Annotated in this window: 30 protein-coding genes; 17 read left to right on the top strand and 13 right to left on the bottom strand. The window is 45.1% G+C overall.

What is annotated here, in order from left to right:
- Positions 1-75: 75 nt before the first annotated feature.
- Entirely contained in the window at positions 76-2562 is a 2487-nt protein-coding gene (leuS, locus tag ABDB91_RS13110; protein WP_347488161.1) for a leucine--tRNA ligase, read from the top strand.
- A 181-nt stretch (positions 2563-2743) separates the two neighbouring features.
- Here the strand turns inward: leuS and ABDB91_RS13105 are convergent, their stop codons facing one another.
- The gene (locus ABDB91_RS13105; protein WP_347488160.1) at positions 2744-3469 is read right to left on the bottom strand and encodes a hypothetical protein; all 726 of its coding nucleotides are present in this window, start codon (positions 3467-3469) and stop codon (positions 2744-2746) included.
- A gap of 79 nt (positions 3470-3548) precedes the next feature.
- Positions 3549-3764 (bottom strand): hypothetical protein, encoded by a 216-nt coding sequence (locus tag ABDB91_RS13100; RefSeq protein ID WP_347488159.1) that lies wholly within the window; start codon positions 3762-3764, stop codon positions 3549-3551.
- Between the two features lie 305 nt (positions 3765-4069).
- Between ABDB91_RS13100 and hisG the strand changes: the two genes are divergently transcribed.
- The 9 genes from hisG to ABDB91_RS13055 all read left to right on the top strand — a co-directional run bounded on the left by hisG (position 4070) and on the right by ABDB91_RS13055 (position 11928).
- Positions 4070-4945, top strand: coding sequence for an ATP phosphoribosyltransferase (hisG, locus tag ABDB91_RS13095; RefSeq protein ID WP_347488158.1), 876 nt, complete (start codon positions 4070-4072; stop codon positions 4943-4945).
- Positions 4946-5349: 404 nt separating this feature from the next.
- Entirely contained in the window at positions 5350-6036 is a 687-nt protein-coding gene (locus ABDB91_RS13090; protein WP_347488157.1) for a rhomboid family intramembrane serine protease, read from the top strand.
- A 232-nt stretch (positions 6037-6268) separates the two neighbouring features.
- Positions 6269-6469 (top strand): PspC domain-containing protein, encoded by a 201-nt coding sequence (locus tag ABDB91_RS13085; protein WP_347488156.1) that lies wholly within the window; start codon positions 6269-6271, stop codon positions 6467-6469.
- A gap of 227 nt (positions 6470-6696) precedes the next feature.
- Positions 6697-7113 (top strand): DUF134 domain-containing protein, encoded by a 417-nt coding sequence (locus tag ABDB91_RS13080; RefSeq protein WP_347488155.1) that lies wholly within the window; start codon positions 6697-6699, stop codon positions 7111-7113.
- Between the two features lie 77 nt (positions 7114-7190).
- Positions 7191-7556, top strand: a complete 366-nt coding sequence (locus tag ABDB91_RS13075) for a NifB/NifX family molybdenum-iron cluster-binding protein (RefSeq protein ID WP_347488154.1) — start codon at positions 7191-7193, stop codon at positions 7554-7556.
- Between the two features lie 386 nt (positions 7557-7942).
- On the top strand, positions 7943-8266 hold the full coding sequence (locus ABDB91_RS13070) for a DUF5320 domain-containing protein (RefSeq protein ID WP_347488153.1): 324 nt from the start codon (positions 7943-7945) through the stop codon (positions 8264-8266).
- Positions 8267-8384: 118 nt separating this feature from the next.
- Entirely contained in the window at positions 8385-8549 is a 165-nt protein-coding gene (locus ABDB91_RS13065; RefSeq protein WP_347488152.1) for a hypothetical protein, read from the top strand.
- Between the two features lie 210 nt (positions 8550-8759).
- A complete protein-coding gene (gene acs, locus ABDB91_RS13060; protein WP_347488151.1) occupies positions 8760-10862 on the top strand; it encodes an acetate--CoA ligase alpha subunit in 2103 nt (700 codons plus the stop codon).
- A 10-nt stretch (positions 10863-10872) separates the two neighbouring features.
- Positions 10873-11928 (top strand): DRTGG domain-containing protein, encoded by a 1056-nt coding sequence (locus tag ABDB91_RS13055; protein WP_347488150.1) that lies wholly within the window; start codon positions 10873-10875, stop codon positions 11926-11928.
- Between the two features lie 250 nt (positions 11929-12178).
- Here the strand turns inward: ABDB91_RS13055 and ABDB91_RS13050 are convergent, their stop codons facing one another.
- Both ABDB91_RS13050 and ABDB91_RS13045 read right to left on the bottom strand, forming a co-directional pair.
- Positions 12179-12610 (bottom strand): hypothetical protein, encoded by a 432-nt coding sequence (locus ABDB91_RS13050; RefSeq protein ID WP_347488149.1) that lies wholly within the window; start codon positions 12608-12610, stop codon positions 12179-12181.
- A complete protein-coding gene (locus ABDB91_RS13045; protein WP_347488148.1) occupies positions 12597-12827 on the bottom strand; it encodes a helix-turn-helix transcriptional regulator in 231 nt (76 codons plus the stop codon). Before ABDB91_RS13045 ends, ABDB91_RS13050 begins: the two co-directional genes overlap by 14 nt.
- Before the next feature lie 275 nt (positions 12828-13102).
- Between ABDB91_RS13045 and ABDB91_RS13040 the strand changes: the two genes are divergently transcribed.
- Positions 13103-13846: an HAD-IA family hydrolase gene (locus ABDB91_RS13040; RefSeq protein ID WP_347488147.1), complete on the top strand. Its 744-nt coding sequence runs from the start codon at positions 13103-13105 to the stop codon at positions 13844-13846.
- Here the strand turns inward: ABDB91_RS13040 and ABDB91_RS13035 are convergent.
- The 6 genes from ABDB91_RS13035 to ABDB91_RS13010 form a co-directional block, all read right to left on the bottom strand.
- A complete protein-coding gene (locus ABDB91_RS13035; protein ID WP_347488146.1) occupies positions 13838-15175 on the bottom strand; it encodes an ATP-binding protein in 1338 nt (445 codons plus the stop codon). The two genes, ABDB91_RS13040 and ABDB91_RS13035, sit on opposite strands and share 9 nt — an antisense overlap.
- Positions 15176-15218: 43 nt before the next feature.
- Complete coding sequence (locus tag ABDB91_RS13030; protein ID WP_347488145.1) at positions 15219-15611, bottom strand: hypothetical protein; 393 nt, start codon at positions 15609-15611, stop codon at positions 15219-15221.
- A 165-nt stretch (positions 15612-15776) separates the two neighbouring features.
- The gene (locus ABDB91_RS13025) at positions 15777-16091 is read right to left on the bottom strand and encodes a hypothetical protein (protein ID WP_347488144.1); all 315 of its coding nucleotides are present in this window, start codon (positions 16089-16091) and stop codon (positions 15777-15779) included.
- 6 nt (positions 16092-16097) lie between these two features.
- Positions 16098-16358 carry a hypothetical protein gene (locus ABDB91_RS13020; RefSeq protein ID WP_347488143.1) on the bottom strand — a complete coding sequence of 87 codons (261 nt, stop codon included), beginning with the start codon at positions 16356-16358 and terminating at the stop codon, positions 16098-16100.
- 15 nt (positions 16359-16373) lie between these two features.
- Positions 16374-16556, bottom strand: coding sequence for a hypothetical protein (locus ABDB91_RS13015; RefSeq protein WP_347488142.1), 183 nt, complete (start codon positions 16554-16556; stop codon positions 16374-16376).
- A 50-nt stretch (positions 16557-16606) separates the two neighbouring features.
- Entirely contained in the window at positions 16607-19399 is a 2793-nt protein-coding gene (locus tag ABDB91_RS13010; RefSeq protein ID WP_347488141.1) for a dynamin family protein, read from the bottom strand.
- Between the two features lie 213 nt (positions 19400-19612).
- Here ABDB91_RS13010 and ABDB91_RS13005 point away from each other — a divergent pair, with 213 nt between their 5' ends.
- Positions 19613-19897 (top strand): hypothetical protein, encoded by a 285-nt coding sequence (locus ABDB91_RS13005; protein ID WP_347488140.1) that lies wholly within the window; start codon positions 19613-19615, stop codon positions 19895-19897.
- Positions 19893-20180 carry a copper amine oxidase N-terminal domain-containing protein gene (locus ABDB91_RS13000; RefSeq protein ID WP_347491604.1) on the top strand — a complete coding sequence of 96 codons (288 nt, stop codon included), beginning with the start codon at positions 19893-19895 and terminating at the stop codon, positions 20178-20180. Before ABDB91_RS13005 ends, ABDB91_RS13000 begins: the two co-directional genes overlap by 5 nt.
- Positions 20181-20441: 261 nt before the next feature.
- Here the strand turns inward: ABDB91_RS13000 and ABDB91_RS12995 are convergent, their stop codons facing one another.
- Genes ABDB91_RS12995 through ABDB91_RS12985 form a run of 3 tightly spaced genes read right to left on the bottom strand, consistent with a single transcriptional unit; the run spans position 20442 to position 21679 of the window.
- Complete coding sequence (locus ABDB91_RS12995) at positions 20442-21182, bottom strand: DUF4367 domain-containing protein (RefSeq protein WP_347488139.1); 741 nt, start codon at positions 21180-21182, stop codon at positions 20442-20444.
- A gap of 12 nt (positions 21183-21194) precedes the next feature.
- The gene (locus ABDB91_RS12990) at positions 21195-21458 is read right to left on the bottom strand and encodes a sigma-70 family RNA polymerase sigma factor (protein ID WP_347488138.1); all 264 of its coding nucleotides are present in this window, start codon (positions 21456-21458) and stop codon (positions 21195-21197) included.
- 11 nt (positions 21459-21469) lie between these two features.
- Entirely contained in the window at positions 21470-21679 is a 210-nt protein-coding gene (locus tag ABDB91_RS12985; RefSeq protein WP_347488137.1) for a sigma-70 family RNA polymerase sigma factor, read from the bottom strand.
- A 133-nt stretch (positions 21680-21812) separates the two neighbouring features.
- Here ABDB91_RS12985 and ABDB91_RS12980 point away from each other — a divergent pair, with 133 nt between their 5' ends.
- The 4 genes from ABDB91_RS12980 (at position 21813) to tnpB (ending at position 24067) form a co-directional block, all read left to right on the top strand.
- Positions 21813-22259 (top strand): DUF6147 family protein, encoded by a 447-nt coding sequence (locus ABDB91_RS12980; RefSeq protein ID WP_347488136.1) that lies wholly within the window; start codon positions 21813-21815, stop codon positions 22257-22259.
- Positions 22260-22414: 155 nt separating this feature from the next.
- Positions 22415-23212 carry a hypothetical protein gene (locus ABDB91_RS12975; RefSeq protein ID WP_347488135.1) on the top strand — a complete coding sequence of 266 codons (798 nt, stop codon included), beginning with the start codon at positions 22415-22417 and terminating at the stop codon, positions 23210-23212.
- A 133-nt stretch (positions 23213-23345) separates the two neighbouring features.
- A complete protein-coding gene (locus ABDB91_RS12970) occupies positions 23346-23720 on the top strand; it encodes a hypothetical protein (protein WP_347488134.1) in 375 nt (124 codons plus the stop codon).
- On the top strand, positions 23714-24067 hold the full coding sequence (tnpB, locus tag ABDB91_RS12965) for an IS66 family insertion sequence element accessory protein TnpB (protein ID WP_347488133.1): 354 nt from the start codon (positions 23714-23716) through the stop codon (positions 24065-24067). Before ABDB91_RS12970 ends, tnpB begins: the two co-directional genes overlap by 7 nt.
- Positions 24068-24102: the final 35 nt, after the last annotated feature.

Raw genomic sequence — 24102 nt, 5'->3', positions numbered from 1 at the left:
TAATATTTGAGTTGGGTTGTGCTATAGAATTATATCTGCACGTTGCGAAACAGTTACAACATACGGGAGGAACCAATGAAGGACCGCTATGAATTTAAGGAAATAGAAACAAAGTGGCAGCAAAAATGGGCGGAGCAGAATATGTATGCCGTGCCCGACTTTGGCGATAAACCCCAGTACTACTGTCTGGAGATGTTTCCCTACCCTTCGGGAAAACTGCACATGGGCCATGTGCGTAATTATTCCATTGGTGACGTGGTGGCCAGGTTTAAAACGATGCAAGGCTTTAATGTGCTGCACCCCATGGGGTGGGACGCTTTCGGTTTGCCGGCGGAGAACGCGGCCATAAAGCATGGAGCACTGCACCCGGCCCAGTGGACCAAGGATAATATTGACTCCATGCGGGCCCAGCTTAAGCAGTTGGGTATCAGTTACGACTGGAACCGGGAGGTGGCTACTTGCCATCCCGGTTATTATAAGTGGACACAATGGCTGTTTTTGCAGCTTTATCACCATGGGCTGGCCTATAAAAAGAAATCCGCCGTGAACTGGTGTCCCTCCTGCGCTACGGTGCTGGCCAACGAGCAGGTTAAAGAAGGTGCTTGCGAGCGTTGTTCCAGCGTTGTGGAGAAAAGGGAACTGGAGCAGTGGTTTTTTAAGATTACCAGCTATGCCGACCGTTTGCTGGCTGATCTGAAAAAATTGGGCGGCTGGCCGGATAAAGTTAAAATTATGCAGGAAAATTGGATTGGGCGCAGTGAAGGGGCCGAGATTAAATTTCAAATCGATGGCGCCGATGAAACCATTACTGTTTTCACTACCCGTCCGGATACTATCTATGGTGTTACTTATATGGTACTGGCACCGGAGCATCCATTGGTGGAAAAATTAATTGAAGGTAAACCCCAGGCCGGGAAAATCAGAGAATTCGTACAAAACGTGCGTAATTTAAGTGAACTGGCCCGTACTTCCACCGATGCTGAAAAAATCGGCTTGCTGACCGGTGCTTACTGCATTAATCCGGCAAACGGAGAAAAAGTGCCTGTTTTGGTGGCCAATTACGTGCTGTTGGAATACGGCACCGGTGCTGTTATGGGGGTGCCGGCCCACGACCAGCGGGACTTTGAGTTTGCCCGCAAGTATAACCTGCCCATCCGGGTGGTCATCCAGCCCGAAGGAGTTACGCTGGATGCTGCCGTGATGACAGAAGCTTACGACGGCGAAGGGTTAATGGTCAATTCCGGGCCGTTTAACGGTACACCGAACCGGCGGGGCATCACCGCTGTGATAAAATATTTGCAGGAACAAGGACTGGGTGACGGCCGAATTAACTATCGGCTGCGGGACTGGCTTATTTCCCGTCAGCGTTACTGGGGTGCGCCTATTCCTATTATTTATTGCGCTAAGTGCGGTGTGGTGCCGGTACCCGATAAGGATTTGCCTGTCATGCTGCCCATGGATGTGGCCTTTAAGCCTACCGGCCGTTCTCCGCTGGAGGAGCATGCGGACTTTGTTAATACCACATGTCCTGCTTGCGGCGGCCCGGCTCGCCGGGAAACCGACACCATGGATACTTTTATGTGTTCTTCCTGGTATTATTACCGCTACACCAGTCCCCGGGATGATGCCAATGCCTGGGATCCTGACAATGTAAGGCGGTGGCTGCCGGTGGATCAGTACATCGGTGGTGTGGAGCATGCTATTTTGCATTTGTTGTACAGCCGATTTTTCACCAAGGTGCTTTATGACCTGAAATTGGTTGATAATGATGAACCGTTTACCAATCTGCTTACTCAGGGCATGGTACTCAAAGACGGGACCAAGATGAGCAAGTCCAAGGGCAACGTGGTAAGTCCGGAGGATATCGTGGCCGCATATGGCGCCGACACGGCCCGGCTGTTTATTTTGTTTGCTTCTCCCCCCGAGCGTGATTTAGAGTGGAGCGACCAGGGAGTTGAGGGCTGTTACCGTTTCTTAAATCGGGTGTGGCGTTTGGTTGCACCCTTAAGCGATGTGCTGGCTAAAGGCGCAGCCCGGGACAAGGGTACTAATCTTGTGGGAGTTAACAAAGACATGCTCCGGATGACGCATCTGGCTATTAAAAAGGTATCGGAGGATGTGGGTAACCGGTTTAATTTTAATACCGCGGTGAGTGCCATCATGGAACTGGTAAACGCCATGTACCAGTACCGGGAGGTGTCCGAATGCGATCGTGATACCGGGGTTTTGCGCGAGGCGGTGGAAACTTTGCTGTTGCTACTGGCTCCCTTTGCTCCCCATATCACTGAGGAGTTATGGAGCTTAACCGGACATGAAGGCAGTATTCATGCCCGGCCCTGGCCACAATATGATCCTGAAGCTGTTATAGAAGATGAAATTACTATTGTGGTGCAGATTAACGGCAAGGTGCGTGAACGCATGCTGGTGCCTGCCGGTATTAAGCCCGACGCTATGCGTGAAATGGTTATGCAGCAGGAAAAAGTACGGGAACTGATCGGTGATAAAAAGGTGGTTAAAGTGATACCGGTGCCCGGTAAATTGGTGAATATTGTGGTTAAATAATATTTTTCCGGTTCTCTTAACTATTTTGGAGTTAAGTGGGCAAGCGAAGTGGATGTACTGAAAACGATTTGCGTTGTAGAATTAATTATCTGCATGTAATTTAATAAGGGGGTAGATTAGCTATTATAGAAGGGCTGGATCTACCCCTTTGGTATTTGCGATTTATCATGAAGTTATGAAGTTATGAAGTTACTTCCCTAATCGTCTGCTGCCACATATCCGGGGCTACCCGGCGATACTTGCGGTTACCGATCATATAGTCCTGACCCGGGACGGCTTTCTTTCTTAATACATCAGACCCGCGGTTGCGAATTACCCGGTAAAATGAAGCTAGATGCCGAGGGCTGATGTTGCTGTCAACTTCCTTACTGAACACCCAAATAGCTTTTGGTATTCTAATTAACACGGCCGGTGTCAACATGGCATCGGCCAACTGCCTGATTTCAATCTGCAGGTTGACCGGGCCATCCACATATTTACCCTCGAACACGTCCATTAAAGTTGTATGTTGATCGGCCATATTAATGGGACCGATAACCCGGCTGACATTAACCAGTGCTTTTTGGTCGATAATTATATAAGTACCGATGGTGTTGCCAAACAGTGCTTCCAGCTGCTGAATAAGCTTTACCGGCCCGTGTTTTAAGTAATACTCACTAACTGTTATTGCCTGTTGCTCGCCGAGCAGCCACGTATATACCGGTACGGAAACAATGCCGATGGGACCGTTCCGGTTGGGCGTAAAAGTTAGGTTTACCGCCTTAAGCCTGGCAGCGTCGGTCCAAAAAATAATCGTACTTTCCGGCGTATTGGTATCGTTATGTATGGCCAGGGCACTGGTCGGCTTGCTTATATTAAGGCTCAGCAGCACAAACAGCATCATTATTAAGGTTTTGATGAGCCGCAAATAATAATCTCCTTTGCCGTAAAATAATGGCTGTTGAGATATATATGCTCATCGTTTACGTATTTTATGCTTATATGAATCAGCTAAAAAACTGTACCGGTGGGTTGGTGCTGTAGTTTTTAGTGCAACGGCCTTTGGAAGAACGGAACAAATCCTTGAATAAACGGTCAAAGTCATTGATTGACATGCATATATAGCCCTCCGTATTAGCCAAGGAACCATTGACAAAAAAATTGAAAAATATATGGTTTTTAGTTTGGGTGACAATGGAAAGCTGGTATTCGTTTGAGGGCATTTTATCCACTCCCTTTAAATTATATAACGGAATAATGTTCGTATTCTTTGTTTTATTTTAGTTCATAACAACCAATTAGTCTATCCCAACATGGGATTGTCGCGTCGCTTTGTTTTTCGCATGACGGGCTAAGCCGATTTTCGTCCTCTGATGATGTCCCTGCAAGCGGCACGGATGTCTGTAATTATTTAAAATAAAATAGCTTTTTAAACGTCTTGACAGTTTTTTCAGCCAGGTATATACTATCTTAAGTTGCTTTAATATGCTAAATAGATAACGAGATAAAGTAGGAGGTTTGAACTGTTATGAGCGCCAAATTGCGTCTGGGACTGCCTAAAGGAAGCTTGCAGGAGTCCACATTTCAGCTGTTTAAGAGGGCGGGGTTTCATATTTCTGTGCGCAGCCGCTCTTATTACCCATCTATAGATGATCCTGAAATTGAAGTTATTTTAATGCGTGCTCAAGAAATACCCCGCTATGTGAATGAGGGGGTATTAGATGCCGGATTAAGCGGACTGGACTGGATTTTAGAAAACGAGGCCGATGTGGTGGAAGTGGCTGATCTGGCTTATTCCAAACAGACTACCAACCCTATCCGGGTGGTGATGGCCGTGGCGGAAAACAGCGGCATAAAGACGGTGAAAGATCTTGAAGGCAAGCGCGTAGCCACCGAGTTGGTGCGGTTGACCCGCAATTACCTGGTGAAAAACGGTGTCAGCGCCTCTGTTGAATTTAGTTATGGAGCCACGGAGGTCAAGGTACCGCATCTGGTGGACGCCATTGTTGATATTACCGAAACGGGCAGTTCATTGCGGGCCAATAAGCTTACGGTGATAGATACTATTTTGGTGTCTACAACCCGGCTGCATGCCAACCATAAGGCTTGGGACGACCCCTTTAAAAGGGAAAAACTGCAAAACCTGGCTGTGCTGTTGTTGGGTGCGTTACGTGCCGACTCCAAAGTAGGCTTAAAAATGAACCTGCCCAAGGATAAGCTGGACGATATACTGGATATATTGCCGGCCATGAAACACCCCACGGTATCGCAGTTGATTAACAGTGATTGGGTCGCCTTGGAGGCCGTGTTGGATGAGCAGCAGGTGCGCGATCTTATTCCGGCGCTGCGCCGGGGAGGCGCCCAGGATATCATTGAGTATCCGCTGAACAAAGTAATCCCGTAAGCTGAACCCTTAAGCTGAAATGCTTCTTTGGGGACCTGCTTCGGAGTCTGGTATTGCTTCGCTGCGCTTGCGATGGGAGCTGCGGAACATATGAAAGTAAGTTAACCGAGTTTTGGGGACAGACGTTTTGACTATTGAAAAGGAGGGTAAAATACCTCCTTTTTTGTTTTTTATTTGACAGACCTATGATTTATAAAAGATACATGAAAATAGACAACTAATGTAAACAATAACAATGCTCATGAAAAAACAAGGTTATAAATATTAATTTCGGTGGTCATTAATTGGGTCGCAAATTTTAGTTGGCTGTAAAAAACATATTTAAAATAGTGCGCAAAATGTGGCTAAATAGTATATTATTCTATAATAAAGATGATTTGCTCTTGCAGAGAGGAGAGGGGTAATTGATTCCGCTCAGGGACAGCGTCAAGTCTAGGACATTTCCTATAGTAAACATAACTATTATAGTTTTAAACTTGCTTGTTTATCTTCGGGAGGTAACTATTGAGCCGTACCGGTTGAATCAAGCTTTCTATGCGTTTGGTCTGGTACCTGCCGAAGTACTGAATACCGTTTTCACCGGAGCCCCCCTGACACCGGTGTTGGTTAGCTTTGTAACTTCCATGTTTATTCATGGCGGGTGGCTGCATGTTATCGGTAATATGTTATTCCTTTGGGTATTTGGCGATAATATTGAGGATCGTTTAGGACACTTAAAATATCTTTTGTTCTATTTAGCAGTCGGGGTTGTAGGCGGTTTGGCACATATTATCAGCAATCCTGTCTCCACTGTTCCCGTGGTCGGAGCCAGTGGTGCGGTAGCCGGAGTGCTGGGCGCATATATTATTGCTTTTCCTCGCTCGCGCATACTGGCCCTGGTGCCTATTTTGATTATTTTTACTTTAATGGAAATACCTGCGGTGGTTTTCATTGCCCTTTGGTTCGTTTTGCAGCTGTTTAACGGCGTAGCCTCTTTGGGTGGAGCCGCCAATACTGTGGCTTACTGGGCCCACATAGGTGGTTTTGTCATGGGGGCTATATTGATTAAAACAATGGCTCCAAGAATAGTAAAAGGTTACTATCGTCCTTAAGTTTTTTAAACTAATGGAGTTGGGAAGGCTCATGCGGAAAAATTGCACCTTGAAATATGAGCAAAGTGAACTCGTTCGGCTAAAGCTGAACATCGGGGCTTCAGATGGGGATTCCAGCCCATATGAAATAAAAATAGGAGCTTCCACTTATAGAAGCGGGAGTCTTGGAATTTGATAAAACTGCGGATTTTTATACCGCGGCTTAATTAGGGAAGTAAAGGAGATTATCTTTATGGCCAAACAGATAAAACGATTATATCGCTCCAGCCGCAATTACATGCTGGGTGGTGTTTGTGGTGGTTTGGCGGAATATCTGGGGGTCGACCCCAGCTTGGTACGGTTGGGTTATATATTGCTGTCCGTAGCTTCCGCGGCGTTTCCGGGCATTCTTATTTATATAATTGCCTGGCTGGTTATGCCCAGGGATTTCTAAATTTTTATTGAATTTACTCACGCTGGTTTTAGGTATCTAATTCATCCATTTGTTTGCCGTCCCAGGCCATTTCCCGGCTATCCCCGCCAACAATTCTTATTTCCCGTCCCAATATTAATGAACAATCGCTTAAAATTATACTTGACATATGTCTATAACCAGATTAAAATATAAGCCATAAGGGTATATATTCATAATAGAAATGCGGCATAGGAGGTGATAGAATTGTGCCACGTCCGCGTAAAAGACGGCGGGTAGGTTTTTTGCCCAAGGTTACGTACTTTCAACCGGTAGGGGCGGATGAGCAGTTTCGGGAAGAGCTGATTAGCGTGGATGAAATTGAAGCCCTGCGGTTGAAAGACGTGGAAGGAATGGATCAGGAAAACTGCGCCGAACACATGGGCGTTGCTCAAAGCACTTTTCAAAGAATTTTAACATCGGCCAGAAAAAAATTAAGTACGGCTATTTTAGAAGGCAAAGCCATACGCATAGAGGGCGGGGATTATAAATTAGCGCCGTATAAATTAGAATGCGACTATTGCGGGCATGACTGGATGAAAACCAGTTGGTCATCCCCGGATGATACGATTGAGTGTCCCCGGTGTGGAAAAGGAAAAGGGTGGCATGGCCGTTATAACGATTAGAAATTGCTTATATGATAATTGTTGTATCAAGATAACATCTAATATTATAAAAAACAAAACACTTAGGAGGTAAAAAAATGAAGGTAGCTATCGCTGTAGACGGGGGTTATGTAGCCCAGCATTTTGGTAAATGTCAGGAGTATACACTTTTTGACGTGGTGGGCGGAAAAGCGGAAAATATTTCCCAAATTCCCAATCCCGGGCACCAGCCGGGGTTTTTGCCCAAGTATTTGAGCGGTTTGCAGGTAAATTGCATTATTGCGGGAGGTATGGGGCAAAAGGCGTTAAGTTTGTTTGCGGAAAATAATATCCAACCCATTGTAGGTATTTCCGGTGAAGTAAAACAGGTTATAGATGATTATGTAAACGGCAAGCTGACATCCGGCGCAAGTTTATGTACGCATCCGGATGGCCAGCACCATGAGTGTGACGGTCACTGTTAGTAGCTCTTGCAATGCGAAACGTGTTAGCGGCGTGGCGATTCTTACATGATAAAGTGTGGGCAACAACCGAAGATTGCTTTGCTAACGCTTGCCATTATTATGCGTTGCATGCACCACGATAAGTGAATATATTTCATTGGGCCAGGTAATGTCGTTGCGAGCGCAGCGAAGCAATCCCGGATTCCGAAGCAGGTCCCCAAATAAATGCGGGCTGTAGAACGGAGATTGCTTCTTCGCTTCGCTCCCGCAATGACGGATTTTTAAACATCGCAGGTTGTATTCATAACAATGATGGGCTTCAAAGTGTTGCACTCAGGTTATATTCATGGCAATGACAACCTTTCTGCGTTTCCGAACTACCCTTGCTTTGAAAGGAGGTGAAACATATGCCAAGAGGTGGCTATGGCTATGGCTATGGCTATGGCTGTGGATATGGTTACGGATACGGCGCGGGCAACGCACCGGGATTTGGTTTTGGCCGAGGTATGAGGGGCAGCTATAGTGCCAATTGCCGTTTTTACCCGTGGTTGCCGCGGCGCTGGTGGGCATACAACAGTGTGCAAAATAACATGCCGTTACCGGTTGCAGCGGGCTTACCGCAAGAAAACGAGTATCTTCAAAGTCAGGCCCAATTTTTAAAGGCTCAACTGGGAGAAATTGAAAAACGTCTGAATCAGCTAGAAAAGAATGACAATGATAAAGCTATTTAAATGTGGTGTATTATATGAATAACTTAGTCTTTTTGTAAACAAGCCGCCTTATCAAAATGGCGGCTTGTTTTATATAATAGATCTGCATGAATAATTATATGGTTTAGGGGTGCATGATATGGGTAGTCAATCTTTTATTTCCAAATTGTTTAAGAAAACAAAACATAATAGCAAACAAGTAACTGATAAAAATAGTAATAAAATGTGCGATGAGGAACAAGAAAAAGTTAATCAGTTTTTAGAAATGATTAATTGTTACAGCAATGTAAAAAATAAAAAATAACAGATAATTATATAATATTCCGTATATAGGCAATATTAAAGTTTAGAATAATTTTAAAAGAATTACTTTGTTATTATTGGTTTACTAGCTTAATTGCAATATGTATAATGTTACCTAACAAGTGAATTAGTAATTTCTAGGAATAATAGTTTTGGAACAGCGAGTGTATCAAGACTAGTAAGCATTAGACATATTGGCGAGGTGAGGATAGTGATAGATCTCACGAGTATGAGTAAGCCGCAATCAGTGGCAGTAGTGGGAGCCAGCCCCAAACCGGGGAAAATAGGCCATACCATTTTAGGGAATGTCATTAATAGCGGCTACGAGGGGAAAATATTTCCCATCAATCCCAAAGAAAAGGAAATAGCCGGTTTTAAAGCCTATGCGGCTGTTTCCGAGGTGCCTGAACCTGTGGATCTGGCAGTAGTTGCCGTACCGGCGGCCCGTGTGCTGGACGTGGCCCGTGACTGTGGGCGGGCCGGGGTAAAAAGCTTGGTGGTTATTACAGCCGGTTTTAAGGAAGTGGGTGCCGAAGGTTTAGGATTAGAGAAACAACTGGTGGAATCTTGTCGTGAATACGGCATGCGTTTGCTGGGACCCAATGTGGTAGGGATTATTGACACGCATACACCGATAAATGCGTCTTTTTCCGCAACCTTTCCCCATCAAGGTGAAATAGCCTTTTTATCGCAGAGCGGTGCTATGCTGGTAGCTATTCTGGACTGGAGCGCCTCGGCGGGACTTGGTTTCAGTAAAGTAGTCAGTTTGGGCAACAAGGCTGATTTATCCGAAATTGAGTTTATTGAAGATGCCGCTGCCGATCCCCATACCAAAGTAATACTATGCTACATAGAGGACATAGTGGACGGGCCGAGGTTTTTAGATGTGGCCTCCCGGGCAGCGCGTCAAAAACCGGTTATTGTAATTAAATCGGGAACCAGCCAGGCCGGTGCTCAGGCTGCTTCATCTCACACCGGTGCGCTGGCGGGCAGTGACCTGGCTTATGATGTGGCTTTTAGGCAGTGTGGCATAATTAGAGCCCGCACTATGACGGAGCTATTTGACTTGGCTGTGGCCTTTGCCAAAGCACCTGTACCCAAAGGCAACCGGGTGGCTATTGTTACTAATTCCGGCGGCCCGGGGATTATCGCTACGGATAATGTGGAGTCCAGGGGACTGCAAATGGCCCGCTTCGACAAGGCGACCATTGAAGAGATGCGGGCTAACCTGCCGGCGGAGGCTAATATTTATAACCCGGTGGACGTGTTGGGTGACGCCAAGGCGGATCGGTACAGGTTTGCTTTGCAAAAAGTATGTGCCGACCCCAATGTGGACAGTGTCGTTGTATTAATGTGCCCGGTGGGGGTTACTGAGCCCGTTGAAACTACCGAGGCCATACTGGAAATGCGCCGGACCTTTCCCGATAAGCCTATTTTTGCCGCCTATATGGGTGGGGAAAGTTTGGCTGCCGGTGCTTCTATGCTGGCCAAAGCAGGTGTGCCCTGCTTTACATTCCCGGAACCGGCTATTGCTTCGATCAGCGGCCTGGTGCATTATAGCGAAATATTGGACGTTCCCGGAGAGGATAGCGCCAATGATTTGTCGAATATCGATTGCAAAGGTGTAAAGGCTATATTTTATGATGTGCTTAAGGATAACCGGCTGGTGCTTTTAGGCAGCGAAGCGACAGAAGTAGCCAAATGTTACGGTATACCGGCCGCACCGGTGGTGCTGGCCACATCTCCGGAGGAGGCTGCGGCGGAAGCCGATAAAATGGGCTACCCGGTGGTGCTGAAAGTGGCGTCTCCTAAAATAATGCATAAGACTGACGTGGGCGGGGTGCAAATAGGCCTGAACACGGCGGAAGAGGTACGCCGGGCTTTTGTGGAAATAATGGAGAATGTGCATGGCTATATGCCCCAGGTGGTTATATACGGTATAGAGGTGCAGAAGATGATGCCGCGGGGTACAGAGCTGATTATTGGCATGACCCGTGATGTTCAGTTTGGTCCGCTGATTGCTTTCGGGCTGGGCGGTATCTATGTTAATCTGCTTAAAGACGTTAGTTTTCGCTTGGCTCGGGGGCTTACCGACCGGGAGATAGAATATATGCTGCGGGAAACCAAGGCCTATACCTTGCTGCGCGGCTATCGCGGTGAAAAACCCCGGGATATGAAAGCTCTGGTGGAAACTATCAGGCGGGTGGCTGCGCTGGTCAATGATTTCCCTGAAATCGCGGAGATGGACATTAACCCGGTATTTGCTTATGAAAACGGGCTTTCTGCCCTGGATATAAAAATCACCATATCGTGAGGTGTTTATAATGAAAAACCTGTTTGTGATGGGTAATCCCGACAGTGGTAAAACGGCGGTTATCCTGGGTCTGGCTCAGAAATTTAAAGAACTGGGCCGCCGGGTAGGTTACTTTAAGCCAATAGACAATGGAAGAAAAACAGCTACCGGAAAAGTTCCCGGCGGGGATGCCGTCTTAATGAAGCATGTTTTGGGTATGGAAGCACCTCTGGGGGAAATAAGCCCGGTTAAAGCGGGACCTTCCTATCTAACCAGGGTTGGGGAAAATGCATATAGTATGCGGGATATTCAGACAGCCTATGCGGAAATCGCCAGGGATTGTGACATTGTGCTAATGGAAGGAGCAGTTCAGCCCTATGCTTTATCTGCGGTGGGACTGGATTCTGTAGCTTTAGCCGGTGAATTAAATGCTCATGTGGTTACCGTGCAAAAGGTAGACGATGACTATAGCCTGGACATGGCTATTTTCTATAACCGGTATATTACCGGCCGGCAGGTGGCATTGCTGGGCACGGTTTTCAGTAACGTACCCCGCTCGCTGCTGGCTAAAACCGAAGGGGTTTTCCGTCCCGCCATGGAAGAAGCGGGCTTTAAAACTCTGGGTGTTATACCCAGCCGTCCGGAAATTGCTTCTCCCACAGTCAATGAGTTCCGGGAAAGACTGGGCGGTGAAGTGTTGGTGGGGCATGAAAATATGAACCGGCTGGTGGAAGATGTAGTGGTGGGGGCAATGACCATGGACAGTGCGCTGACTTACCTCAGACGGTCAGCTAATAAAGCTGTAGTTATGGGTGGGGACCGCGCGGATTTGGCTCTGGCCGCGTTGGAAACTCATACCTCGGCGCTCATATTAACCGGCGGTCTTTATCCCGACGTCGGAGTGCTGGCCCGGGCGGGTGAAAAAGGCGTACCTGTGATACTGTCTTACCAGGATACCTATACGGTAATTGAGATGATCGGTCAAGTATCCAGGCACCTCAAACCCACCGATCAGGAGGGAATAGCCATATCTCTGGATAACATAAACCAGTATTGTGATTGGCAGCATATCCTGGATGTGTTGTAGAAAGTGTTGTAGAAACATTGGTTAAAGTGAAAGGACTCCTCTTAGCGACACCCAATAAAGGAAATACCAAGGAACATTTAGATTGGCCATTCGGCAAGTGGAATTTGACAGCAAAAGACGGGCTACCGGCGTAAAGCTGATAGCCCGTTTTAAACTTCACAAGCACAACTCATTTAGGGCTAAATTGGCCCGAAGTTCCACCGGATTTCCCCTCCTGTGCCTCGTTTTTGGCAAGGCCATGATACCATCCCTACAGATGTTTTTCATAATAGATACCGACAACCATTTCCACTAATAGCATGAAGCCAAGTAAAACTCCGCTAACAGTGAAAGTAGAGATCCACGCCGTATCTGCAGTTAGTTCGTACCTTGCCAGTCCTCCTATTGTAACGAACGCCAGACAGCCATAAAGAATCTTTAATGTCAGTGACTTGGTTTTCAGTTTTAAAAGGCTGTTTCTTTCATCCTGCTCTTCGATTTTATCCTCTCTGGTCGCTTCTTTGGAAAAAGCGCGGAAGAATCCGCTAATGCCTATCAGGATAACCAGGACAGCAACGACAATATCTTTGATTCGTTCCGGTAAAAAGTTATCGGGTGAAAAAATATTAATGATTAAGCTACAGACACCCAATGCTGTCCATAAGCTTCCAAAAATCAAACCTTTTTTATTATAAATCTTCACGTTGCTGATCCTCCAATTCTCTATTTTCTTTCAGACAGCATAAATCCTCCACTGTTGTTCCGAATACTTCTGCCATTCGATACGCCAGCATAAGGGAAGGGCTGTACTGTTCTTTTTCGATAGAAATGATGGTTCTTGACGAAACGTAAACTAAGTTCGCTAACTGTTGCTGGGTCAAATTAGCCTTGCTCCGTAATTCTTTCACTCTTGTTTTCATAACTCCCCTTTCCCAATGTGAAGCCTGCTTCACATTACTATAAGGATAGAAAATTGTCAAGCATAAATACGAAGTTTACTTCACAAAAAGGTATATGCCCATCCTTGGCATATACCTTTTTATGAAAAACAATATTTTATTTCCGTTTTTTTCCGCGCTTTCGTTTGGGAATATTATGCGATAAAATAAACAGGTCATTATACAAAAGGAATGACGAGAGTCTTATAGAAAATAATATTTGGTCTAAACTTGATATATGTAAAGGGGGAGATAGTTTGCCTTTATTGCGGGCTGGTGACAGGGAATTTGAATGTGATGCCATACTGCTTGATAAAGACGGTACTTTGCTTGATTTTAAAAGCATGTGGCTGGAATGGTCCAGGTATGTAATTGAAGATATTATGACGGCCATGCATGATAGTGTAAAGCGGGAGATTTTGGAGCAGGCGATGGGGATAGATTTAAACGCTTGGCATGTGGATCCGCAGGGTCCTTTGGCCGGGGGCGCCATGTCCAGCTTACGCGAAGCTCTGGTGCAAGTACTGCGGGCGAGTGGGATAGCCGAGGACAACGCACATGATTTGGTGACCCAAGTTTATTTGCGTTCTGAAACGAACATGGATTGGGAGTCGCTTACCAAACCGTTGCCCGGGCTGCGGGAGCAGCTTAAACGGTTGCGTGACAATAATTTCAGGCTGGCCGTGGTGACCGCCGATATGACCGAAAGGGCCAAAATTTCGCTGGTTTCCTTGGGACTGATTAATTATTTTGATGCCGTAATAGGCGCGGATCTGGTGGAAAAAAGCAAGCCCGCCCCGGATATGGTCTTTTTAAGCTGCCGCTTGCTGAACGTAAAGCCGGGACGGGCCGTGGTTATCGGGGATACACCCCGGGATATATTCATGGCTAAGGATGCGGGTTCGGGCAGTGTCGGGGTGCTGTCCGGAGTTTGTGTGCGGGAGCAGCTAAACGCAGCCGGCGCTGATGCCGTCATCGACGCGGTGACGGCATTAAGCTAATTTTTCAATGGCTAACTGTCCCTCCAGATGGTCGATAAACTGGCGGGCGGACCGGGGTGAGCGGCCGTTGTGCCAGAGAGACCATTTGAGCGCGCGCTGGCGCAGCTCCTGTTGGGACAATGGCAGTTGACGCTGTTCGGCCAGGCCAATGGCAATCTTTAAAAAGGTTTCCTGGTCCGGGGTGGGGAAGATGACGGTAATACCGAATCGGTCGGCCAGGGACAGCTTTTCCTGCAGCGAGTCCATGGCGTGAATTTCCCTGCCTACATCATTTTTAGTTCGATCGGCAAATGTTTCTTTAATCAAATGCCGGCGGTTGGATGTGGCGTAAATCAGTACATTAGCAGGTCTTTCTTCAATACCGCCTTCCAATAGTGCCTTAAGATTTTTAAACTCGGTCTCATTTTCCTCAAATGATAAATCGTCCACAAACAGGATAAACCGGTGTCTGCTGTGGCGCAACTCGTCGATAATGAACTGGTAATCCGCCAGCTGTTTTTTAGGCACTTCCACCAGGCGTAGGCCCCGCGGCCAGTATTCGTTAAGCAGTGCTTTGACGGTAGAGGATTTGCCGGTGCCCCGGTCGCCGTAAAGCAGCAGGTTGTTGGCGGGATAGCCTTGTAAAAACTGCAATGTATTATCAATGATTTGTTCTCGAACATCCGCATAGGCAATTAATCCGCTTAGCTTTATAGTGTCCGGTTTGCCAATGCCGTGCAGAGCACCGTTTTGCCACTTAAAGGCGATATATCGGCCAAAGATGCCGCAGCCATAGATATTATAATGGCGGGCCAGTTTTTCAGCCAGCTTGTCCCATTGTGGTGCGGCCGCCAATTCTTGCTTAATTCGCAAGTATTCATTATATAAAACAAAACGGTCCTGCTCCGGCGGTTGGGGAGCCGTCCACATTGGTAATGCCGGGCCGGTGGGCTGTGGGATACTTTGCAGTACCTGCACGGTGGCGTTATATATACTCAGTGCGCTTAAGTCAAATAAACGGTGCAAAATTGATAAATCCCAATTAATGGCCGCGGCAAAGAAGGTATAATCGGCTTTTGGCGCATGCGCGGCTAAACTGAACGGGTTGGTATCGTTTAAAATAAGATCCAACAGGTGATTTTGCCAGGCATCAATGGTGGATAACGGGTTGCCGGTCATAGCCAGTAAGTGATATGCCTCGCTGTAACTATGGACCGGGTGGATCGGACCGGTTGGGTCGGAAAGCGCCTGCAGGTGTTTAGTAAGCGCTTTAACGACGGGGTCTTCTAATATATTGCGGTAAATGGTTAGGCCGGATAAATCATTGATAATTGAAAGATATTTTGACACAATTAACCTCTTTTCACTCCGCGCCGCGGATTAGATAACTGTTTCAGAGAAAACCTCTTTTACTTTTCCAGTATTGAGCGTATTGGTCAAAAAGTATACCTCCCGGGCGCCATTCCTGGTTGGTCTGCTCCTCGGTTTTATATGTTTCACTCCACAACCCAAGTTCGTTTTTAATAATTTGCTGTATTTTTTCATCCCGGGGCACATGGGTATACACGCAGAGCACCGAATGCTTTATATACGGGCAGGGATCATGACGGGGGTTTTTGTTGGCGAATTTAGCCATATTAATTTTTCCGTCGTCAGCTAATTTATTTAACATGGGGGAAAGCTGCCGAAAAAGATCGGCGCTCCCTTCGTAAATCCATTTACCGGCAACTTTATTGTTTACGTCAGGCGCAAATATGTAAGTCCAAACGGTGCCTACCTGAATCATTTGTATTCCCCTTCTAACACACATACTTAATTATTATTATAAGTATTTCTGTCAAGGGCTCAAGAGAAATTTTATAACTAATGATCAGCTTTTGTCACAATCATTGATATTTATTCGCTATAGGCTATAAAAAAAGAGGGGCAGGGTGTTTGCTTCGGGTGACGGTTAATACCAGTTAAATAAAAGAATTAAAGCGGTTACAACACCTACCAGGCTGATAACAGACAATATTGCACTGACGCTTAACATTCTTTTCAGCAGCTTAAATTCTTTTTCTAACCGACTAAACTTTTCATTTGTTTCCATAGTAATTTTTTCTGTGTCCAGCTCAATATGTTGTCTAAGATTAATAATATCATTTTCCAAAGCGTTAAATCTTTTTTCCGTTGGTATAAAAAGCCCCTTCTTAAGGGACTGAGCAAGTGAATGAGTTAGTTCCCCGGGAGCGGGCTCTTTGTTAAGTTCATAAAACTTGACCATTTTTTATTACGCCTCCTCGGTGGCCTGGTTAATGGCGTCCCTGATGGCGGCAAGAACCAGCAGGGGAATTTCTTCAATCTTTTGTTCGAGGCTGGCAAGCCGTTCCTTTAAATCATCAATACCTTCCCGGTCCTGTTTTTTAATATCCTCCAGCATGTTCAGCAATCGGCCGTTTTCCTCCAGTACGGGCTGAACAAATTTTCCTTTCAAACCCGTTAAAATATCTGTTAAAATAGCTTGCATTTCGCTGTCTTGACCTTTAAACATAAATCCTTCCTCCTTTTATATTTTTTTTATGGCCCGATTAAATGACTCCAGGAAACCGCTTATTTCTTTGGTCCGATATTCATTAACCACGCGGGCCAGCTCTTCAATTAAATCCTGTTTTATTTCTTGACCGGTATTACTGCTGACTTCCTTAATTATTTTGCGCAATCTTTCGTCCAGTGTTCTAGCGTTCTGCATTGTTTATCCCTCCCGGGTATTCGTTGAATTCCGCTGGGTGCCGCTGCTGTTTACATGCTATCCCGTCTGATTCCGTAAGTGGCTTCTTCAAGTTTATTGATTTCCGCAGTATAGCGATGTGCGGCTGCCAGTGTCTCGGGGGATATGTTAGGGCCTTCCGGCGCCGGCAAATTTGAATTGAGCTTGCTTTCAATGGTGTTCTGCATTGTTTCGACGGACGAGTAAATAAGGTTTGCCTTTGTATTGACATATTGAATCAATATGCCCCGGGCCCGGGTTAGCTCAAAATTTGCTTCCAGCAGCTCGTCGATGGTTCTTTGCAGGTCCGTTACGTTTAGTCCGGAGATGGTCGGGCTGTTGATATGATTGCTCCATTTACTGTGAAAGCCGCTCAACAGCGAGTTTATACTTGCGGACATATCCCGGCAGGAGGGTACTGTCACTGTCTTACGGGATAGATTCAGAAAACCCTGCTTAATTAATTTTTGCCCGTCGCGGAAGCCACGCAAGTCCTCCCGGCTGTTGAAGGAAGCTATTTGTTCTTGCCAGTTGGCCGTTCTTTGTCTAATTTCTTTCAATAGTGCTTCAACTTCACTTTTTAAAGACACCAGCTGTTTATCTTCGGTGAAAAGCGAATTTTCAGTTTCCTGAGAGACACCGGGCAATGCTGATTTAAAATTTTGTATAGCCTGACGGTAGTTTGCGGCACAGCGCAATTCCCAGATGCTTTCTTGCAAATATCTTATAAACCGGGTAAAGGTTGTTTTATTACGGCCCGTCAATGCGTCCAGAGCGGATATAAAATAAATATTCTTGGGGTTGATTGTTCTGGACGAAGGTTTAACCAAATATTCCTGTAGATAATTGTATATCTTATCTTGTTCCCGGGCCGTCAGAGTATCGGCAAAATTAACTACGATAAATAATCTGCGATCTGCTTGCAGCTTGTTTTGCATAGCCCGGTGAAGCATTTGTAAAATACCCATATCGGGCTGCGTTAAAATGTGCTTGCCATTTAAAAAAAAGAGAAAACAATCCGATGATGGCAGGTAGCGGGTGGTTATTTCCCGGTGGTGGCGATAAACCGAGTCCAGCCCCGGTGTATCCACAAACGTGGCCAGGCGCAGCGATTTTGCCGGGTGTTCTATAACCATGTCCGATACGCGTAGGGCCAGGTGCGAGCCGGCTATTTTCGCCAGTGCGGCACGGCCGGCCGGGCTGTCCAGTTCCAATGTCTGATGGGCAGTGTCTTTAAAGTGTACAATGATATTATCAGCCAACGCGCCTGTTGAAAATTTTTGTGCGGATATTTTCTTAAACAGTGATTTCCAGGGGCGCTTGTTATTGGGGAAATTACGTTTAACCCGGGCGAATGACTTTTTTAACAGCTCTATCTCTTTTAATAGTTCAGCCGCGGTAATTCTGGTTAATCTGCCATTTTTACTTTTCTCCATAGCATATATTTGTCCCAGCAGTTCAGGGTCGGTGATCCAGTGTTCCAGCGTGAACATCTCGCGCTGGCAAAGAGCGGCTTGCTGGTTTTCTATATAGTGGGTGGGGATGGTCACTTGTCGGGCATAATTAATAGTAGCTTTCTTATGACTGCCGTATTTGAGCCGTGTAATGGCAAAAGTGGTCGGACGGTTTTCCGCGGGCAGCATTGCTTCACCCATTAATGCGTTAAAAAATGTGGATTTGCCGCTGGAAAATCCACCGGCGGCGGTAACCAGGTAGTTTTCTTTTGTTATTTGGCTGTGCAATGACTCCAGTTGCCCAATAGATTTTTTGTATGGTCTCAGAGAAGGATCAGCGATGGCCTGCTCCAGCAAAGATATTATTTTTTCCCGTATGACCACCGGATCTTGCCGCGGGCCGGTAGCGTTGTATACAATCGTTACGCCGTCGGGGTCAATTATCGAGTGAGTTGGTTTTTTCAGTAATGATGCTATTTGCTGTGTTACAGGGGGCATTGTTTTTAATGTATTTTGACTTTGCACGATTAAACGGGCCTGTTCAATGGCCGGCCAGAACTGTACCAGGAATTTTGCATCATCATATTCACGCATTGATTCTGCGATCATCTCCGGTATCTGGAGGTCCCGTTTTTTAAGTTTATCGGTAATCTCTTGCAGCTTGAAAACCGCCGCCTGGTTTTCGATAAACAGCTGAAATTTTCTAATATCCTCAATATCCATGGTGTTGATTAAATGTACGGTTACTTCAATACCGCATATTTGCCGCAATATCCGGCGTGATTCTTCTAATGATGTGCCGTCATGGTTGTTGCCCAGGTTGCAGTTTATCCAGAAAGAAATGTTGCCCGGACCGTTTCTGTGAACCAGCTGTTGTATCTGCCGCCGCTCTAAATCGTTAAGCCCCCGTTGTTGCAATAAATACACGACAAGGTCTGATTGGGGCAGACGGCCGGGCAGTGGAGAGGATTCATGTATTGCATCTATGCCCGGTGTGTCAAGTAGATGCATTTTTTTAAGCAGGTTGTGCCTGAGCTGCACTTCGACACCGGTAATTTCAAGCCCGGACAGCTTTTTGCGGGTTAGAAAGCCGGCTAGTTCATCTGCAGTTAAAGCATGCACCTGTCTGTCGGTAAAATTTATTTGGGCCAGAAAACGTTCGCCGTAACTGAAGCGGATTGGGGCCGGGGTGGCAGGTATGATGTCCACGGGTGAAAGACGCTGCCCCAAAAGGTTATTAATCAATGTTGATTTGCCGGAGTTGTATGGACCCATGACTATTAGATCAGGTATTTCTTCCTGGGTTAGGTGGATTTCAGTTAATTCATCGACCTGTGAGAAAAAATGTGCAATACTTGGTTGGGTTTGCATAATCATCTCTCCTGAGAAAAATATCGGGAAATATTACTGTCTTGAAAGAAATGTTCAGCCCCTCTTTGGGAATATATTACTTGCAAGATGCAATTATGACACATAAAAAAACCGGCCCAAAGCCTTCAAAGCCGCAATAGCACCGCTGAATTTTTGATATTCGTATCAATCTGGCGGCGACGGCGTTGAGGTACGCGTTCAGGACGGTACTATATGGTCGAACCAAAAGCAAATGGGCTTTTGTTCGATACATCATCTGGCAATATCGGACTTCACCTCAAGAATATCTTCAAAGAAGAGGAATTTGATGAAATAAAAAAAGACAGTATTTCGAATGAAGTTGGAGAGGCAGGATATGTAATTGATTTCTCAAACACTCTATCTGAAACCATAAATGAAGTTGATCAACTTTATAATGACAATAAAATTAACTCGGTTGTAACAGATCACGTTGAAAAATTAAAAAAACGGCAACCAGTTAAACGTCTCATCTATTAGGGAGGAGAGCGGCACCACCTTATTCCCTTTGCGGGCCATCTTTGAAGCTCTGGGGGCCAGTGTTGATTGGGATCAAGCCTACAGAGAGACTGTAACCGCTACAAAAAATGGGACCACCGTCAAACTGCGAATTGGTTCCGAAACAGCATATCGCAATGACCAGCCAATAACATTAGAGGTACCGGGTATAATGGATGAGAACTGGAGAACTATGGTACCGCTGCGGTTTGTATCCGAAGCATTAGGGGCAAATGTGGACTGGAACGAAACCACATTACAATAGTCTCAGCTGGTACTTCCACATCGCATCCGCAGGCAGTATCGACACCAGTTCAGGAACCGGAACCTGCCCCAGAAAAATAAAAAGCTTTGATTTTTCTATTATGTTTTAAAAATGCCCCGTAAAAAATAAACCCCGTCCACAATACCAAGGTCCATAGCTGCAAAGTATATACTTACCACAAATAGAAATTAAGCAAATATTCCGCACCATTTTTGACATTATGACCGCTATATCTTTATATTTTCCCACATTCTCTCAACATTATTTTAGGCTTTCCGCAACTTTAATTGCCTTCTCTTTGGTTGTTTGACCGAAAATTTCTATAGATATGCTCTGCTTAAGCCAAAATAAGCGCACGTATTTATCTTTCAGGTTGGCCAGAGTAGCTGTGGAGCCATTTATGGACACTTCTTCTATCATTGTATCATCTTTATCATACATATAACCACGTCCGGCTTCTCCAATGATATTTTCCTCGTAAATTGATAATGATTCACCTTTTGAGTTTTTGTAATACAAGGTAACTATATAACTGGGGTCATGGACTTCCTCCAACGTTACCTCATCCAGAGAAAAGCCGACAGGCAAATAAAGAGGCAGCAGTATTTTAAAGGGCACTTTTTCCTGGGCTTCTTCAAGCGACATTGTCACAGGCTGAAGTGTGGTAATTTCACGTATTTCATCTTGTTCCTTCTCAGGTCCATGGAAAAATTCAAAAATAATGTTATTTATACTGCCGTTACCTTCTACATTAAATAATCTCGAAATAACGTTACCAACCGCCGTTGCATCTTTAGGAATAAATGAACCAATGACAATTATAAGCAAAAAAATTACAGCAGCGGCAGCCAAAAAAGTTCTTATTCTTATCAATATCAGTTTCTTTCGTCTTTCATGATATGTTTTATTAAGGCGTTGCATAAACTCTTTAGGAGGCGGCGGCGGCACTTTCATATCCTCCATCGCAGTTTTAATTACTTCATCAACCTTGTCTTGTTCCATGTATAACACCTCCTAAGTCCACATTAGTAACTTTAAAGCATCTTTTACCTCGGACTTTGCCCTATGCAGCCTGGACCGTACTGCAACTTCCGAGATACCCAGGTGGTCTGCCATATCCTTTACAGGTAGATCGTAATAATAACGCAATACTAATACCTGTCTGTGCTCAATAGTCATCATGCTTAATATTTTTTGTATATCTATTTTTAAATCTAAATTTAAGAATTCATCGGTATGGGAAACAACTGTCTCCATATTATCAACCTGTTGAAACAATTTCTTTTTTTTTAAAGGTCCCTGGCGCAGTTCATGGCGATGACCGCTAACCAGGGACCTATTTTATTTGGATCATGTAATCTCTTAAGTTTATTATAAGCTTTTAAAAAAGCCTCCTGGGTAGCGTCTTCGGCAATTTCTTTATTCCCTGATATGAAAAGTGCGGCGTGAAAAGTTTTCTCATAATATTTTAATAAATCTTCTGCTTTTAATTTGCTCATACAGCACAACCTTGCAATTTAATTGTATGTAGCCATTCGACATTATTACAAAAAAAACCTGTTATATTTTAACTGAGCAGGAGAATCATTTTATGTCCCTCAAAAGTCTTATTAGTAGAAAGGAGGTGAACGATTGGCAAAGAGGGTAATTTTAATTATTATTGTTTTAGTGTCTTGCATTCTGTTTGCATCTTCCGCCCTGGCTGGTGAGCTATTAGAGATCGAGAGTGAAAGCAGTGTTTTCACGGCTATTGGACCAGAAGCACTGCAATGGTTAGCAGATGGGACATGCAGTATCACCAACAATATGGACGGAACAGTAAAAATCAGCGGTAAAACTACAGCATACTCAGACGTCGATATTATTTCGTTAACTCTTTATTTACAGAAGAAGGTCGACGGCAATTGGATCAGTCAGGGTTCCTGGATTTATGAGGATTATGGTACAAAAAAAATATCCGGCAATAAAGTATTAGCTGTTGATAGCGGCGATTACCGGGCGTATGCATTGCACAAGATTACTGAGTCAGGCATCAAAGAATCCGGTTCATCAACTTCTACTGCAGTTTCGGTTCGATAAATATTAATGTGAATATATATTTATCCAATAACAAAAATTTATTTATCTACCTCTCAGAGATATTTCTTTTAGACCAGGTTCCTAGGAGGTGGTGCTTAGGAGCAATAGAACAAGTATGTAGTATTTTAAATTAGATTATTTAAGGGGGAGAAAAAATGAAGAAAGTTTCTTTGATTAGCTTAGTATTTGTTCTTTGCTTAACTTTGGGCTCATTTGCTTATGCAAGCGTTGATAACTTACCCACAACCACTAATGAAATAGTAAAATATAATTCAACTATACATGAAACTTCTGATCCGGAATTAACGATGAAAGCTGAAATGCAAAACGTAAAAAGTATAAAAAACATGGAAGCATTAGAAGAAAACAAACTTAGAGAATTATTCAATATTAATGAAGTCAGTTCTACTATCATGGCAACACCAGTAACTGTTGCTATTGGGACAGATAAGACATTAACCACGGCCAATGATGGTGATAGCGATACATCAAAGAGTGGCACATCAGCTTCATATCACAGATATACCATTTCAAGTAGAAGTGCTGAAGCCAATTCATGGGCATCAATTTGGGGTGCGGCTGATGCTTATGCTTACGTTGGTCAAACATTTAAAACAACCGGAACAACATCTAAATCGGCCAAAATTATATTTTCCGGCACATATAGGGGTGATATGGTCGGAGGTATTAACGGAAATGCTTATGCCGAAATTAAAGTTAAATTGTGGGATTCTACGGATAGTGTTTGGCTTGGTACCCAAACGGTAGCCAGCGCATCATCTAGCAATAATTTGAGCAAAACCTTAAATGGCAACATCAATCATGCTATAACTGCAACCTTGGAACCAAATCATGTTTATTTCCCTTATATTCATGTTAGCACTGCGGCATCTGAGTATGGTGCGCATATATCTAACAGTGATTTTTATGGAGACTCAACCCATAGAATGTAAGCGTCAAATCTAACGACACCTACCTTCCCCGCCCTTTCTGTGAGAGAGTATAGTAGCGAGAGTATCCTGAGAGAACGCGAGATATTGCGAGAGCTCTCAATAGTTTTTAATACTGCCTCGCAGGAGGATTACAATGGAACTGCAAAAAGTAAAACATGAGCTTAAAGTGGAGGAATGGCGCAGGCTTATCTATGAATGTCGGACCAGCGGCCAAACAATTTGCACCTGGTGCAAAGAGCGCCATATCTCCCCGCAGACCTATTACCGATGGCAGCGTGCGGTTTGGGACGCAGGGACACAAAACCTTCTTGCAGAGTCAAATCAGCAACCGATCATGACGCGGGCTGAAACAGCTGTATTTACCGAGTGCCGGATACCGGCCCCGGTTCAGAGCGTGCCAGCGGCGGTCGTCACCCTTCATTTTGGTAACGTCACACTGGAATTTCAAAACGGTGTGCACTCAGAAACCGTGGAAACGATCCTCAGAGCGGTGAAGGCGCTGTGTTAGATGTCACACGCGCTGCGCACGTGTATCTGGCCTGCGGCTACACAGACCTGCGCCGGGGTATTGACGGGCTGGCCGCTATGGTTCAGCAGCGCTTTCAGCTTGACCCCTTCTCCGACAGTCTGTTTCTGTTCTGCGGCCGGCGAACTGATCGGATTAAAGCGCTCTACTGGGAGAGAAACGGATTCGTACTTCTGTATAAGCGGTTGGAAAGCGGGCGTTTCCAATGGCCGAGAACCCCGGAAGACGTCCGGGCACTCACGGAACAGCAATTCCGCTGGCTCATGGAAGGGCTCTCCATTGACCAACCTAAAGCCCTGCGTCCGGTGAATAATTTAAGTATTGTTTAAAGCCGGGAAGCCTTGAAAATACGGGGTTTTTCATT

The organism is Desulfoscipio sp. XC116 (assembly GCF_039851975.1).
GTDB lineage: Bacteria > Bacillota > Desulfotomaculia > Desulfotomaculales > Desulfallaceae > Sporotomaculum.
Note: the sequence above shows the minus strand (reverse complement) of the source record. Positions and strands in the feature narration are given on the sequence as shown.